Genomic DNA, 13722 nt, shown 5'->3' on the forward strand with positions numbered 1-13722 from the left:
CTCAGCGCGTGGTGTAGCCGACCGGGCAGGGATCGGCTGCGCGCGCCACACCGCCGATCTGGGCGGGCACCGGGCGAGGGTAGCCGTTCCACGCGGGTGTCATGTCGTAGCGAGCCAGGAGGCGGGTCACCGCCATCGTCATCGCGGCCAACGAAAACGGCTGTGCCGGACAGGAATGCCTGCCGTGCCCGAACGCCGTCACCAGCATCGGGGAGGCCAACGCATGTGCGTCGACGAGTCGGTGCCGGCGCCACCGACTGGGATCCCATTCCTCCAAGCCGGCAGCCACCGAGGTGTTCAGCAGCGGCAGCAGCGTCGCGATGATCCAGCCCTTCGGTACGTCGACTTGACCTGCGCCGGTGTCGAATACGAGTGGTTCGAGTACCGCTCGGGACATGATCGAGCGCTGTGCCAGCCGGGTGCTTTCGAGGGCACAGCGGGTAGCCAGCTCGCGATCACCGCCCGCGACGATGCGGAGTTGATCGGGATGGACGATCAGATCAACGAGTGCCCAGCCGAGAGCTGCCATCAGGTTCGACATCGAGGCGATGTGGATGAGCGCTACGTCCATCGCGATACCGCGACTGCGGACGTCCGGCGATTCCGTAGCCCACGCACTGACGATTCGGCTGAACAACTGATCGTCTGTCTCGAGCGTCGAATCATGTTGCCGCAGTGACTCTTCAATCACCTCGGCGACTTCTTCCAAAGCGGCTCGTTCGGCCCGCATACCTGAGGCGGCCACGGCTGCCATCGCGTCGGGGTGAACGAACGCATCCGAACCGTCCAGCACATCGAACGCGCGTACCAACCGTTCGAACGCCTCCCCGTCGGCGCAACCCGGCCCGGCCCACGAGGCCAAACCCATGCGGTGGCCGAGCCGCCGGGTGAGCGCGAACAGGTCGACAGTGCCGCTCTCGCCGAGCTCGATCTCCGTCGCATCGAGAGCACGGTCGAGGTTCGCGAGATAGGACGTGACGTCGTCGCGCCGGAACAGCGAGCTCGGCAGCAATCGTCTACCGGCGAACACCTCATCGGGCAGCTTGCGCCGCAGCATGAGGAAATCCGCGACACCTTTGCTCGCGGCTTCTTCGGCGAGTGCGTAGAACGATTCGATGCCGATCGGCGAAAAGGTGAACAGGTACGGGTTGCCGCCACTGTTCACCACGAACGTGTCGCCATGACGTTCGCGGGCATGGGCGATCGCAGCCACCGCATCGTCAATTGCGATATCCCATGGCAGCCCGATGCCGTCGGCGACGGGGAGGACATCCAGCGGGCTCGGCACTATCGGGTGACGATACCTTTCCGATCAGACGACCAACGTTCTTCACGCAAAGCTGTTGCCAACGAACTGCGGCGGGTGTTCGGGCTACCAGCTCCAGACGATTCCGCGACGACGGTCCCGTCCCGTTGGCGTGATCTCACTGACGTTGGGGGCGCGGGTCTGCGGCACGGCCTTGATGGACACGCTGCCACTGGTCTCGCACATGACGTGGCTGCCCGCGTCGTGGCACGTCTGACGGGCGCCGGCCACCGGAGCTGAAATGAGTGATGCCGCAACCACGGCGGTCGTCAGGAGGGAGATCTTTCCTCGCACGTTCACAACGCCATTCCTTTCGCGCAGTGTCTGGTGGGCATCCGGGGTGTGCCGATCACGGGCAGGCTGACACGAGGACTCGAGCGCTCGGGTCGAGCGGAGCGTCGGCGTCCTGAGAGTGCTTGAACGCATCAGCACGTGCCGCCTCAACCGTGGGCCCCGCTCCACCGGACACGATTCCGCTGCCGTCGTCGGCACCCACCGAGACCACGCAGAGATCGTCATTGGTGACCTCGTCGCGGCTGCACTCCTGAGCGCCGGCCTGCTGGCACGCAGCGATCACGGCCGCCGAGGCGGCATCGTTGGTGGGCCCGGTAGCGGAGAAGCCGGCGAGTACTCCGTTGAGTACGCCCGAGCCGACAGCTTGTGACATGTTGTCGGCGCCGTCAACCGCACCGTCCGGGCCGCCGGCCCACGCCGACGCTACTGAAAGCGTCGCCGCGACAACCCCGACGGCGACGATCGTGGAAACCCTGCGGGTGAGCGCCATTCGGGTCCTGCCTTTCACGCTGATCGGCGAAGGTGATCCGTCACTGTAACCGCAATTGACGCCGTCGTTGGGGCATCGAACGCGAGACTAGGCTTCACACATGCAGATCTCGGCCAAGCTGGCTCCCACCTTCGACTATCCCGAGCTCGAACAGTTCTGGCGCACGGCCGACGCGCTGGGCTTCGAGGCGGTCTGGAATTACGACCACTTCTACGGACTGACCGAGGATCGAAAGCCCACGCATGAAGGGTGGACGACACTGGCGGCCATGGCCGTGGTGGTCCGCCAGGCGCGGATCGGGTGCATGGTCACCGGCGTGACGTACCGCAATCCGGCAATCCTGGCCAAGATGGCCGTCACCGTCGACCACATCAGCGGCGGACGACTGAACTTCGGCATCGGGGCGGGCTGGCACGAATCCGAGCATCGCGGCTTCGGCATCGAATTCCCCAGCGCGGGAACACGAGTGGCGATGCTCGATGAGGCGCTCACCGTGATCCGCCGACTCTGGACGGAAGAGACCGTCACCTTCGAGGGCCGCTTCTACACGCTGAACGAGGCAATCTGCGAACCCAAGCCGCTGCAACGGCCGTACCCACCGATCGTGGTGGGCGGCTCCCAGCCCAAGATGCTACGGGTGATCGCCCGGCACGCCGACGAGTGGAACATGCCCAGCCATGAGGGCCCGCAACAGTGGGGCGAGGTCAACGCCCGGCTCACCGAAGCCTGCGCCGAGGTCGGCCGCGAGCCGGGCGACGTCCGGCGTTCGGTCCAGCTCTTCCTGCACCCGCGTGATCCCGAACAGGTTGCCGCGCAACTGGATCAGCTGACGGAGTACGCCGATCTGGGCTGTGAGCATGCGGTGTTGAGCTTCTACCAGCCGCCGTCGGATGAGCTGCTCGAGCAGTGCGCGGAACTGGGGGAGTAGTCACTCGCCCGGGTTCTGCGGGTAGTTATCCGACGAGTAACGCCCTTGCCGCTGAGATGAAATCAGCGACCAACGGATTGGTCTCGCCGATGCGGCTGGCGACGACGACGCGGCTGGGCGGAAAGCCATTCAGTGGTACTGACGTGAGATCCCGGCGCACCGAACTGCGGCGGTCGCCAACGGGTAGGACCGCGACGGCCTGACCACTCGCGACAAGTTCAAGCCTGTCCTCGAAGCTTTCGATGACGGGTCCGGCCGACATCGGGCCCGGATCGCTCGACCGAGAGGTGTCCGCGGGGAACATCGCGCGCGTTCCGCCGTGCGAGCAGATGATCGACTCGCCATTGGCGAAGTCTTCCAACGAGACTGATACCCGGGCTGCGAGAGGGTGATCGGCGGGCAATACGAGCATGCGCGGCTCGTCGTAGAGCGTGGTGACGCGGACGTCGTCGGCCGGGATGAACAGCGGTGCTCTGGCGACCAACACGTCAACCTGTCTGTCGATGAAGACGCCTTCTTCGTGACATTCCAGGTGGCGGGTGGTGATCTCGGCCTGCGGGTGTTGGCGACGCAATTCCCGAACGGCCGGCGTGACCACGAGGTCTTCTACATAGCCGATGACGATCTTGCCGGCAGGTGCATAGGCGCGGGCGGTGAGCGCCGCCTGGCGGGCCGCGCGCAGCATCGTCTGCGCCTCGGGAAGAAACGCCTTGCCGGCTTCGGTCAGCTGGGCCCCCTGCGGAGTGCGTTCGAGCAGACGAACACCGAGGCGGTGCTCCAGCCGCTGGATCTGCCGGCTCAGGGATGGTTGCGCCACATGAAGTTCGGCGGCAGCGCGGCTGAAGTTCAGATGTTTGGCGACCACGGTGAAATACCGAACCAGCCGCAACTCAAGATCGACTCCAAGATCATTCACCCAACGTCCAACCTGGGTGTATTCGGGGCTATTCCGTTTCGGCATGGCGGGGTACCGACCAGGTCTTGGACAGATGCTTACCGGCGGTCGAAGACTCGACAGCATGAACAGATACGAGGGCAAGCGCGTGGTGATCACCGGCGGAAGCAGCGGCTTGGGCCTGGCGGCCGCCCGCTATCTGATCCAGCATGGTGCACGGGTCATGGTCACTGGACGGAATGAGGACACCCTCGACGATGCCGCCCGGCAACTGGGCGATCGCGGCATCGCGGTTCAGAGTGACGCGCGTTCACTCGCGGCGATCGACACCCTCGCCGACCGCGTCCGCAGCGACTTCGGCACCGTCGATGCATTGATCGTCAACGCGGGCATCGGCAGCTTCGATCCTTTCTTCGCCGTCACCGAGCAGACTTTTGACGAGGTCTTCGCGATCAACACCAAAGGGCCCTTCTTCACGGTGCAGAAACTGGCACCGCTGCTGACCCAGGGCAGCGGTGTGGTGCTGACGACCTCGATCGCGAACCAGACGGGTTGGGATGCTCTCAGCGTGTACTCGGCTAGCAAGGCGGCGCTACGGTCGATGGCCCGCACGCTCAGTAAGGAGTTGCTGCCGAGAGGAATTCGCGTCAACGCGATCAGTCCCGGTTCGATCGACACCGGCAAGTTGGAGAAGGAAGTGCCCGAGAAGGCTGCGCAGCTCAAGGCTGAATTCGAGGCCAGCAGCCCGATGCAGCGATGGGGTCACCCCGATGAGTTCGCACCTGCCGTGGCATTTCTGGCCTTCGACGCGACGTACGTCGCTGGAATTGAACTCGTGGTCGACGGCGGCGAATCGCAACTATAGAGGAGATCTGAAAGTGACTGTGTACGAGGGGAAAAGGGTAGTCATCACCGGAGGCACGAGCGGAATCGGACTGGCCACCGCCAAGATCCTGACCGACAGCGGCGCACGCGTAGTGGTGACCGGTCGCACGCCGTCCTCACTGGAGTCGGCGCGAGCGCTACTGGGTGCCGGTGGCATGGTCGTCGAAAGCGATGCCGTCTCGGGTATCGACTCGCTGGTGGACCGAGTGGCGGCCGAACTCGGTGGCGTCGACCTACTGGTGCTCAATGCCGGCGCAACGGACACCGCGACTATCGCGGACACCGAGGAGTCGATGTACGACAGACTGTTCGAAATCAACACCAAGGCACCGTTTTTCACCTTGCAGAAGTTCCTTCCGCTGCTACCGGTTGGCAGTGCCGTAGTGCTCACGACATCGGTCAGCAACACGAAGGGAATTGCGGCGACCAGCGTCTATTCGGCCACCAAAGCGGCACTGCGATCCATGACGCGGACCTTCGCCCGGGAACTTCTTGACCGGGGCATCCGGGTGAATGCCGTTTCCCCCGGACCGATCGACACCGGCATCCTCGAACGCACCATGTCGGCCGAGGCCGCCCGCGAATTTCTCGAGCAAATCAAGGCCGACAACCCGATGGGCAGATTCGGGGAAGCCGAGGAAGTGGCGAAAGCGATTCTCTTCCTGGGATTCGACGCCACCTACACCACCGGCACCGAACTCCTGGTCGACGGCGGCGCGTCCGATCTGTGGTCACGCTGTGCGATTGGGCCTGACCTATCCCAACTCGGCTGCTGCGGAGCTCAGCTAGAACGTCACACCTTGCGAACCGCGGGCGGATGCCACGCACCCGAGATCGCCTCGCGGCGCGGGGCGTAGAGCCGCATCGTCACGCCCAACGTCCCCTGCGGGGCGGGCAACCAGTTGGCCACCTTGTCGGGTCCGGGGTTGCTGTGCTGAATGTAGATATCCAACGAGCCGTCTGCGTTGTACTGCAACGCATCTCGATCGCCGATGGCAAAGCGATCGATCTCGTTGGCGACCTGATAGCCCTCGGCGTCGTACATCGTCACCGACCAGAAGGCGTCCACCGGCGGCAATTTGCCGGCATCGAAGTGGATGACGTAATCGTTCTCGCCGGCCAACGGCTGACCGTCGGCGTCGGTCACCAGCATGGGATATACCGCATCCTCGGGAGGGTTGGCTCCCAGCCCCACCAGCGTGACGACGGCACGCCGCAGATACGCGTTGCCGTAGACGCCCATGCCTTCGCTCAGCGTCATCCAGCCGTCGACGATGTTGCCCAGCGTCGGGGCGGATGACGTGATGGCGGCAAGCGCATCCTGTGCTCCTGCCTCGATTTCGGCCCGCTGCTCTGTGGAGAACCGCTGCGCATCGAACGGCTTACCGGCCTCGATGCCCAGGCCCGACAATCGGGCTAGGATCGAAAAGTCGGTGGGGTGCGGGGGATTGACGGCCAACAAATCCGCGGCGTAGCTCAGATAGTCCAGAGCCGCCATGCCGTTGACGATGCGCATCGGCTCGGTGGTGACGTCGTATGTCTCGTCGCGGACGAACGTCGGGGCGGCCGGCGAGGTCAGGGTGTAGCCGTCCTGAACGGCGTGCACAGCCGGGTAGTCGGCCGGACCATTCGTCTGGGTGCGGCCGATGATCCACACATAGGGCGTCGGCGCCTGGATGACCGGCACACTCTCCGGTAGCGGGCCGGTATGTCCCGGGCCGGCGATCACGTAGCGCTGCGGCCCGGTTCCGGACGTTCGCTTCCCGGGATTGGCGAAGACATCGGTCCACATGTCCAGCAGCGGCAGCATGAAGTACCGGTCATCGGTGTCGGGCACGTCCAAGATCACCGGACCGCCGGTGAGGTCGAGCCACGCCGACGAATACAGAGTGTCGAAGTTCGGTCGCACCACCGCGCGAAAGGCGGCGTCCGGGTACTGACGGATGTGGTGAAACTCGTTGGGCGGCCCGGCGCCGATTCCCGAACGGTTGAGTGTCTGCAGCCGCGAAACATCCATCGTCACCAACGGATAGAAGTAGATGAACGCCTCATTACTGAGCGTGCGCAGGTCAGCGGACAAGGTGCTCATGTGCGTCCTATCGTCGGCGTCAAATCGTGCGCCGACCCTACCCGATCGACGTGACTAGTCACCCGGTTCCAGCGCTGCTTGCGTCTGCACGGGGACGCCCGCGCGCTTGGAACGCCGCAACCGCCGCTCCAGACGCGTCGCCGCCACCGACAACGCAAAGTTCGCGCTGATCATCAGCACCGCGATCACGATCAACGCCGGAATGTAGTTGCCGTAGCTCGACCCGACGACCGTGCCCTGGCGGACCATTTCGACGAACGTGATCTGATAGCCGATCGCGGTGTCCTTCAAGACCACCACCAGCTGCGACACCAACACCGGCAGCATCGAGGTGACGGCCTGCGGCAATAGGATCGACCGCATCGTCTGACCCCACCGCAATCCCAGTGCGGCCGCTGCCTCACTCTGCCCTCGGGGTAGTGAGTTGACGCCGGCACGGACAATTTCGGCGATCACCGCACCGTTGTAGAGCGTCAGACCCGTCACCACGCCGGCCAGCGCCAGACGCGCGGGCGGGAAGACGTCATAAAGGGCGAACAGGAAGTACGCGAAGATCATCATGATCAGCACCGGGACGGCGCGGAAGAACTCCACGATCACCGCCGACGGCCACCGGATCCAGCCGACGTGCGACAGCCGGCCCATGCCCAGCAGAAAGCCGAGGATCAGGGCCAGCACGATCGACAGCGCCGCCGCCGTCAGTGTGCCTTCGATACCCGGCAGCACATACGTCTTCCAGAGATTGCCGGTCAGGAACGGCTGCCATTTGGCCGCTGTCAGCTGGCCCTTGCTCGCAAGCTTGGCCACCACCGCCCAAACGATCAGCGCCGCAATGACAATCGTTACCGCGGTGACGATCCGGTTGCGGACCCGTGCCCGCGGACCCGGTGCGTCGAAGAGAACCGAAGCCGTGCTCACCTCGCCACCGCCAGCCGCTTACCCAGCCACCCGAACAACAGACCCAGCGGCAGCGTCAGGATCACGAATCCCAGGGCGAAGATCGTGCCCACGGCCACGAGCGCGGCGGTGTTCTCGATCATCCCCTTCATCAGCAGCGCCGCCTCCGCCACCCCGATCGCCGAGGCGATCGTGGTGTTCTTGGTCAACGCGATCAGCACCGAGCCGAGCGGAATGATCACCGAGCGAAATGCCTGCGGCAACAGAATCATTCGCAGGTTCTGTCCGAACGTGAAACCCAGTGAGCGCGCGGCTTCGGCCTGGCCCAGCGGAACGGTGTTCACCCCCGAGCGCACCGTCTCGCACACGAACGACGCGGTGTAGACCGTCAACCCGAGCACTGCAAGCCGAAAGTTGCTGTCCTCGATCGACGTTGCCGAGTTCGCATCGACCAGGGTGATGCCCAGCGTCTGCGCGAGCCCGAACGAACAGAACAGGATGATCAACGTCAGCGGGGTATTGCGCACCACGTTGACATACGTGGTCCCCAACCAGTTGAGCATCGGCACCGGTGCCAGCCGCATCGCGGCCAGCACCGTGCCCAATATCAGCGCCCCGATCGCGGAGAACACCGTGAGCTGAATCGTCGTCCAGAACGCCTCGAAGATCTGGCCGCGATACTCGCCGAAGATGTCCACGCCCGCGCGACCTCAGCAGCCGTCGAGTGCCGGCGGCGCCGGAGCGGTGATGCCTGCCGGGCCGAGGTTCTTGTCGAACGCGGCCTTCCAGGAGCCATCGGCTTCCATCTTCTTCACCGCATCAGTGATTTTGGTGCACAGCTCCTTGTCACCCTTCTTCAGCCCGATGCCATAGCGCTCCTCGGAGAACGGCTGGCCGACGATCTTGAAGGCGCCGGGCGACTGCGCGGCATAACCGGCCAAGATCACCTCGTCGGTGGTCACCGCGTCGATCGCGCCGTTCTTCAGCGCCTCCACGCACGCCGAGTAGGTGTCGTACTGCTGCAGCTGCACACCCGGGTACTTGTCCTTGATCCGCTGCGCGGGGGTCGATCCGCTGACCGAGCAGAGCTTCTTGTTGTTCTGTAGCGACTCCGCGCCGGTGATGTCGCTGTTGTCGGCGCGCACCAGCAGGGACTGTCCGGTCACCAGATACGGCCCGGCGAAGTCGACCTTCTCCTTGCGCGAATCGGTGATCGAGTAGGTCGCGACGATGTACTTGACCTGACCGTTCTGGATCAGGTTCTCCCGCTGACTCGACGGAGATTCCTTCCACTCGATCTTGTCCTCGGGATAGCCAAGTTCCTTGGCGACGTACTTGGCGACGTCGACGTCGAAGCCGCTCATCGTGCCGTCCGGATTCTTCAGCCCCAGACCGGGCTGGTCGAACTTCGTGCCGATCACCAGCTTGTCGCCACTGCCCCCGCCACCGCATGCGGTCGCGGCGAATGGCAACGCGACCGCCAGCGCCGCAGCGCCGACGAGCCGCCAGGAAAGACGGGGGAGTGTAGGCATAGCAGGTGTTCCTTTCGCCCTAGTGGTTGAGGATCTTGCCGAGGAAATCTTTGGCGCGCTCCGAGCGCGGATTGTCGAAGAACTCTCCTGGCGGGGCGTCCTCCACGATCGCCCCGTCGGCCATGAACACCACCCGGTTGGCGGCGCGACGGGCGAAGCCCATCTCGTGGGTGACCACCACCATCGTCATGCCGTCGGTGGCCAGCGAACTCATCACCGCGAGCACCTCGTTGATCATCTCCGGGTCCAGCGCGCTGGTCGGTTCGTCGAACAACATCACCTTCGGGTTCATCGCCAGCGAACGCGCGATCGCCACCCGCTGCTGCTGGCCGCCGGATAGCTGGGCTGGGTATTTGTCGGCCTGGTTGGCCACACCCACCCGTTCCAGCAACGCCATCGCGTTCTCGCGGGACTTATCCTTGGCGGCTTTGCGCACCTTCACCGGCGCCAGTGCGACGTTCTCCAGGATGGTCTTGTGGGCGAAGAGGTTGAACGACTGGAAGACCATGCCCACATCGGCGCGCAATTGCGCCAGTTTGCGCCCCTCCGAAGGCAATTGCTCGCCGTCGATGGCGATCGTGCCGGAGTCGATGGTCTCCAGGCGGTTGATGGTGCGGCACAAGGTCGACTTGCCCGATCCTGACGGCCCGAGCACCACCACCACCTGGCCGCGGTCGACCTCGAGGTTGATGTCCTTGAGGACATGCAGGTCGCCGAAATGCTTGTTGACGCCTTGAATCGAGATCATCGGCTTCTCGCCGTCGCGCCCCATGCATTCAGACCCTACCCAGGTAACCTTCAGTTTGCCGAGCGTTGACCGATCCGCGATTTCTCACCGCCTCGTAGTCCTCCGTACGATGAGCACGTGACATCGGTGCTGACCAACGACAATCCGGCGGGCGAACTGCCCGGTTCGGGCGAAGGTCGCAGCTACCAGGTCCGCACCTACGGTTGCCAGATGAACGTCCACGATTCCGAACGGCTCGCCGGGCTGCTCGAGGCCGCCGGGTATCACCGCGCACCCGAGGGCGCCGACGCCGACGTGGTGGTGTTCAACACCTGTGCGGTCCGGGAAAACGCTGACAACAAGCTGTACGGCAACATCAGCCACCTGGCGCCGCGCAAGCAGGCCGACCCCGACATGCAGATCGCCGTCGGCGGCTGCCTTGCCCAGAAGGACCGCGAAGGCCTGCTGCAGAAAGCGCCGTGGGTCGACGTCGTCTTCGGCACCCACAACATCGGCTCACTGCCCACGCTGCTCGAACGGGCCAGGCACAACCGCGAGGCTCAGGTCGAAATCGCCGAATCGCTGCGGGAATTCCCATCCACACTACCCGCTGCACGCGAATCTGCCTACGCCGCATGGGTTTCCATCTCGGTTGGCTGCAACAACACCTGCACGTTCTGCATCGTGCCCGCGCTGCGGGGCAAGGAAGTGGACCGCCGGCCTGATGAGATCCTCGCCGAGGTGCAATCGCTGGTCGATCAGGGCGTGCTGGAGATCACCCTGCTTGGGCAGAACGTCAACGCCTACGGCGTGTCGTTCGCCGACGCCGGCACGCCGCGCGATCGTGGTGCGTTCGCCAAGCTGCTGCGCGAATGCGGGCGCATCGACGGTTTGGAGCGGGTCAGGTTCACCTCGCCGCACCCGGCGGAGTTCACCGACGACGTCATCGAGGCGATGGCCCAGACCCCGAATGTCTGCCCCGCGCTTCACATGCCGCTGCAGTCCGGATCGGACCGCATGCTGCGCGCGATGCGGCGCTCTTACCGTGCCGAGAAATATCTCGGCATCATCGACCGGGTGCGCGCGGCGATGCCGCACGCGGCGATCACCACCGACATCATCGTCGGCTTCCCCGGCGAGACCGAGGACGACTTCGCCGCCACCCTGGACGTGGTGCGCCAGGCCCGGTTCAGCACCGCGTTCACCTTCCAGTACTCGAAGCGGCCCGGCACCCCGGCAGCCGAACTCGACGGTCAACTGCCCAAAGCCGTTGTGCAGGAACGCTATAACCGGCTCATCGAGCTGCAGGAGCAGATCTCCTTCGAGGAGAACACCGCCCAGATCGGTCGTGAGGTCGAATTGCTGGTGGCCACCGGCGAGGGCCGCAAAGACGCCAGCACCGCCCGGATGAGCGGCCGCGCCCGTGACGGCCGGCTGGTGCATTTCACGCCGGGCGATGCCGCCCCGCGCCCCGGCGACATCGTGACCACCACGGTCACCGGTGCCGCTCCGCACCACCTGATCGCCGATGCGCCGCTGGACAGTCACCGTCGCACCCGCGCGGGTGACGCCCACGCCGCCGGGCAACGGCCCCGTACCGTCGGTTTGGGGCTGCCGCCGGTGGGCAGACCGCAGATCGAGGAAACGACGGGATGCCAGCGATGAGTCGCCACGACGAAGACCCGAGCGAGGCCTACCGCTCTGACATGGAGAAGGCCGAACGCAAGGTCGCCGGTGAGATCCAGCCGGGCGCCCGCGCCATGGTGGTGGCGATCCTGGTGTTCGTCCTGCTGGTGTCGCTGATCCTGCCGCACACCGGCGCCGCCCGCGGCGTCGACGTCCTGATGGGCGACGACAAGGCACTCAGTGTGGGCATCGCCCTACCGTCTCGGCTGTTCACCTGGTTCGCGCTGGTGTTCGGTGTCGGCTTCTCTATGCTGGCGTTGACCACCCGGCGCTGGGTTCTGGCCTGGGTCGCCCTCGCCGGGTCGGCGCTGTCCTGCGCGCTCGGGCTGCTGGCCGTCTGGTCCCGTCAGACCGCCGTGCACGGCCATCCCGGCCCCGGCATCGGGTTGCTGCTGGGCTGGGTGGCAGTCATCCTGCTGACCTTCCACTGGGCACGCGTGGTCTGGACCCGAACCGCCGTGCAGTTGGCGGCTGAGGAGCAGCGCCGCGCCGCCGCGAGGGAAGGCCAGTCGCGCAGCCTGCTCGACGACGTCGACCATCGTGAGCGCAAGCAGCCACCCGCCGCGGGTTAACGCTTCTTACTGAGCGACTCGACTGCCGCGTCGGCCCACTGCCGCCACTGCTCCGCACTGGCCCTGGCTGCTTCGGCATCTTTGGTACGGCCCGCGGCTTCGGCCTTCTCGGCCTGCCGCTCGAACTGCTCGACGCGGGCGCGGAACTGCTCGGCGCGAGCCTGCGCCTCCGGATCGGTCCGCCCCGAGTCGGCGGCGTCGCGCACCTTCTTCTCGACCGCACGCAGCCGGCGTTCCAGATCGGCCGACCGTTCCCGCGGCACCTTGCCGATCGCATCCCACTTGTCGGTGATGGTCCGCAACGCCGAGCGGGCCGCGTCCGGGTTGGATGCGTCGATCTTCTCCGCCTCGGCCAGCAAGGCCTCCTTGGCGGCGGCGTTGGCCTGGAATTCGGTGTCGCGCTCGGCATTTACCGCGTTGCGCGCGGCGAAGAAGGTGTCCTGGGCCGCCTTGAACCGATGCCACAGGGTGTCGTCGACGTCCTTGGCGGCTCGGCCGGCCGCCTTCCACTCGGCGAGCAGATCGCGGAACGCCGCCGCCGTCGCCGACCAGTCGGTGGAGCCGGACAGCTCCTCGGCGCGCACGCACAACTGTTCCTTGGCCTGCTTGGCGCCGGCGCGTTCGCGGTCCAGGTCGGCGAAGTGCGAGCCCCGGCGCCGGTTGAACGTTTCGCGAGCCGCCGAGTAGCGCTTCCACAGCGCATCGTCGGTCTTGCGGTCCAGGCCGGTGATGGTGCGCCACTCGTCGAGGATCGCGCGCAGCCGGTCGCCGGCGGCTTTCCACTGGGTGGAGCTCGTCGCCAGTTCCTCGGCTTCGGCGGCCAGCGCCTCCTTGCGCGCGGTCTGCTCGGCCCGGTGTTGTTCGCGACGGGCCCGATCGGCCGCGGCGGTTTCCTCGGCGTGGTCGCGGATCGCGGCCAGCCGCGCGGCCAGTGCGTCAAGGTCACCGAGAACGCTTGCCGTGGATAGGGTTTCAGCCAGAGAGGCCGCCGCCGCTTTGATCTTGCGGGCATCGCCGGTGCCGGAGGCCAGTCGGGTCTCCATCAGCGTGATCTCGGTGGCGAGATCTTCGAAGCGCCTGCCGAAGTGGGCGAAGGCCGCCTCGGTGTCGCCGGCCTGCCACGAGCCGATGTTGCGTTCGCCGTCCGAGGTGATCAGCCAGACCGTGCCGTCGTCATCGACGCGGCCGAAGCGGTGCGGGTCACTGGACGGCGGCAACACCACCGGGGCAGTGGGCGCGTGAGGTTTGGGTACGGGTCGCGGCGGTCCCGGTCGGGGAGCCGGCTTCGGGGCTCCGTCGGCGCTGGGTTGGTCAATCGTCATGGACTCGCCTCACCTACCCTCCGCGCGGTGTTCCCGCGCATCTGCCGCGCGACGCGGCGCCACTGCTACACGGCGGCGACCCTGGTCGCGGCCGCCGTC

At 65.7% G+C, this 13722-nt stretch carries 15 protein-coding genes; 5 read left to right on the forward strand and 10 right to left on the reverse strand.

Annotated elements, in window-relative coordinates:
• Nucleotide 1: 1 nt before the first annotated feature.
• The 3 genes from BST42_RS02455 to BST42_RS02465 all read right to left on the reverse strand — a co-directional run bounded on the left by BST42_RS02455 (nucleotide 2) and on the right by BST42_RS02465 (nucleotide 2090).
• On the reverse strand, nucleotides 2–1288 hold the full coding sequence (locus BST42_RS02455) for a cytochrome P450 family protein (protein ID WP_237159172.1): 1287 nt from the start codon (nucleotides 1286–1288) through the stop codon (nucleotides 2–4).
• Between the two features lie 84 nt (nucleotides 1289–1372).
• The gene (locus BST42_RS02460) at nucleotides 1373–1606 is read right to left on the reverse strand and encodes a hypothetical protein (RefSeq protein ID WP_083116949.1); all 234 of its coding nucleotides are present in this window, start codon (nucleotides 1604–1606) and stop codon (nucleotides 1373–1375) included.
• A 49-nt stretch (nucleotides 1607–1655) separates the two neighbouring features.
• Entirely contained in the window at nucleotides 1656–2090 is a 435-nt protein-coding gene (locus tag BST42_RS02465) for a DUF4189 domain-containing protein (RefSeq protein ID WP_083116950.1), read from the reverse strand.
• A gap of 100 nt (nucleotides 2091–2190) precedes the next feature.
• On the opposite strand from BST42_RS02465, the gene BST42_RS02470 reads away from it, so the two are divergent.
• Nucleotides 2191–3018, forward strand: a complete 828-nt coding sequence (locus tag BST42_RS02470; protein WP_083116951.1) for a TIGR03560 family F420-dependent LLM class oxidoreductase — start codon at nucleotides 2191–2193, stop codon at nucleotides 3016–3018.
• A 25-nt stretch (nucleotides 3019–3043) separates the two neighbouring features.
• On the opposite strand, the gene BST42_RS02475 is transcribed toward BST42_RS02470, so the two are convergent.
• On the reverse strand, nucleotides 3044–3934 hold the full coding sequence (locus BST42_RS02475) for a LysR family transcriptional regulator (RefSeq protein ID WP_083116952.1): 891 nt from the start codon (nucleotides 3932–3934) through the stop codon (nucleotides 3044–3046).
• Between the two features lie 103 nt (nucleotides 3935–4037).
• On the opposite strand from BST42_RS02475, the gene BST42_RS02480 reads away from it, so the two are divergent.
• Entirely contained in the window at nucleotides 4038–4778 is a 741-nt protein-coding gene (locus tag BST42_RS02480) for an SDR family oxidoreductase (protein WP_083116953.1), read from the forward strand.
• A gap of 13 nt (nucleotides 4779–4791) precedes the next feature.
• Nucleotides 4792–5655, forward strand: a complete 864-nt coding sequence (locus tag BST42_RS02485) for an SDR family oxidoreductase (RefSeq protein WP_110918432.1) — start codon at nucleotides 4792–4794, stop codon at nucleotides 5653–5655.
• Here the strand turns inward: BST42_RS02485 and BST42_RS02490 are convergent.
• The 5 genes from BST42_RS02490 to BST42_RS02510 are packed head-to-tail and all read right to left on the reverse strand — an operon-like array spanning nucleotide 5592 to nucleotide 10064.
• A complete protein-coding gene (locus BST42_RS02490) occupies nucleotides 5592–6887 on the reverse strand; it encodes a DUF1254 domain-containing protein (protein ID WP_083116955.1) in 1296 nt (431 codons plus the stop codon). The genes BST42_RS02485 and BST42_RS02490 overlap by 64 nt on opposite strands.
• 54 nt (nucleotides 6888–6941) lie before the next feature.
• The gene (locus BST42_RS02495; RefSeq protein WP_083116956.1) at nucleotides 6942–7805 is read right to left on the reverse strand and encodes an amino acid ABC transporter permease; all 864 of its coding nucleotides are present in this window, start codon (nucleotides 7803–7805) and stop codon (nucleotides 6942–6944) included.
• The gene (locus BST42_RS02500; protein WP_083116957.1) at nucleotides 7802–8482 is read right to left on the reverse strand and encodes an amino acid ABC transporter permease; all 681 of its coding nucleotides are present in this window, start codon (nucleotides 8480–8482) and stop codon (nucleotides 7802–7804) included. The genes BST42_RS02495 and BST42_RS02500 overlap by 4 nt, the downstream gene beginning before the upstream one ends.
• Before the next feature lie 12 nt (nucleotides 8483–8494).
• Nucleotides 8495–9316 carry a glutamate ABC transporter substrate-binding protein gene (locus BST42_RS02505; protein WP_083116958.1) on the reverse strand — a complete coding sequence of 274 codons (822 nt, stop codon included), beginning with the start codon at nucleotides 9314–9316 and terminating at the stop codon, nucleotides 8495–8497.
• A gap of 19 nt (nucleotides 9317–9335) precedes the next feature.
• Complete coding sequence (locus BST42_RS02510) at nucleotides 9336–10064, reverse strand: amino acid ABC transporter ATP-binding protein (RefSeq protein ID WP_083117251.1); 729 nt, start codon at nucleotides 10062–10064, stop codon at nucleotides 9336–9338.
• 117 nt (nucleotides 10065–10181) lie between these two features.
• Here BST42_RS02510 and miaB point away from each other — a divergent pair, with 117 nt between their 5' ends.
• Nucleotides 10182–11708: a tRNA (N6-isopentenyl adenosine(37)-C2)-methylthiotransferase MiaB gene (gene miaB / locus BST42_RS02515; RefSeq protein ID WP_207569426.1), complete on the forward strand. Its 1527-nt coding sequence runs from the start codon at nucleotides 10182–10184 to the stop codon at nucleotides 11706–11708.
• Nucleotides 11696–12301 (forward strand): Rv2732c family membrane protein, encoded by a 606-nt coding sequence (locus BST42_RS02520; protein ID WP_110918433.1) that lies wholly within the window; start codon nucleotides 11696–11698, stop codon nucleotides 12299–12301. Before miaB ends, BST42_RS02520 begins: the two co-directional genes overlap by 13 nt.
• Here BST42_RS02520 and BST42_RS02525 read toward each other — a convergent pair.
• Nucleotides 12298–13623, reverse strand: a complete 1326-nt coding sequence (locus BST42_RS02525) for a DUF349 domain-containing protein (protein ID WP_083116960.1) — start codon at nucleotides 13621–13623, stop codon at nucleotides 12298–12300. The two genes, BST42_RS02520 and BST42_RS02525, sit on opposite strands and share 4 nt — an antisense overlap.
• Nucleotides 13624–13722: the final 99 nt, after the last annotated feature.

The sequence above is a fragment of the Mycolicibacterium rhodesiae genome (genome assembly GCF_002086695.1).
In the GTDB taxonomy this organism is placed as follows: domain Bacteria; phylum Actinomycetota; class Actinomycetes; order Mycobacteriales; family Mycobacteriaceae; genus Mycobacterium; species Mycobacterium rhodesiae.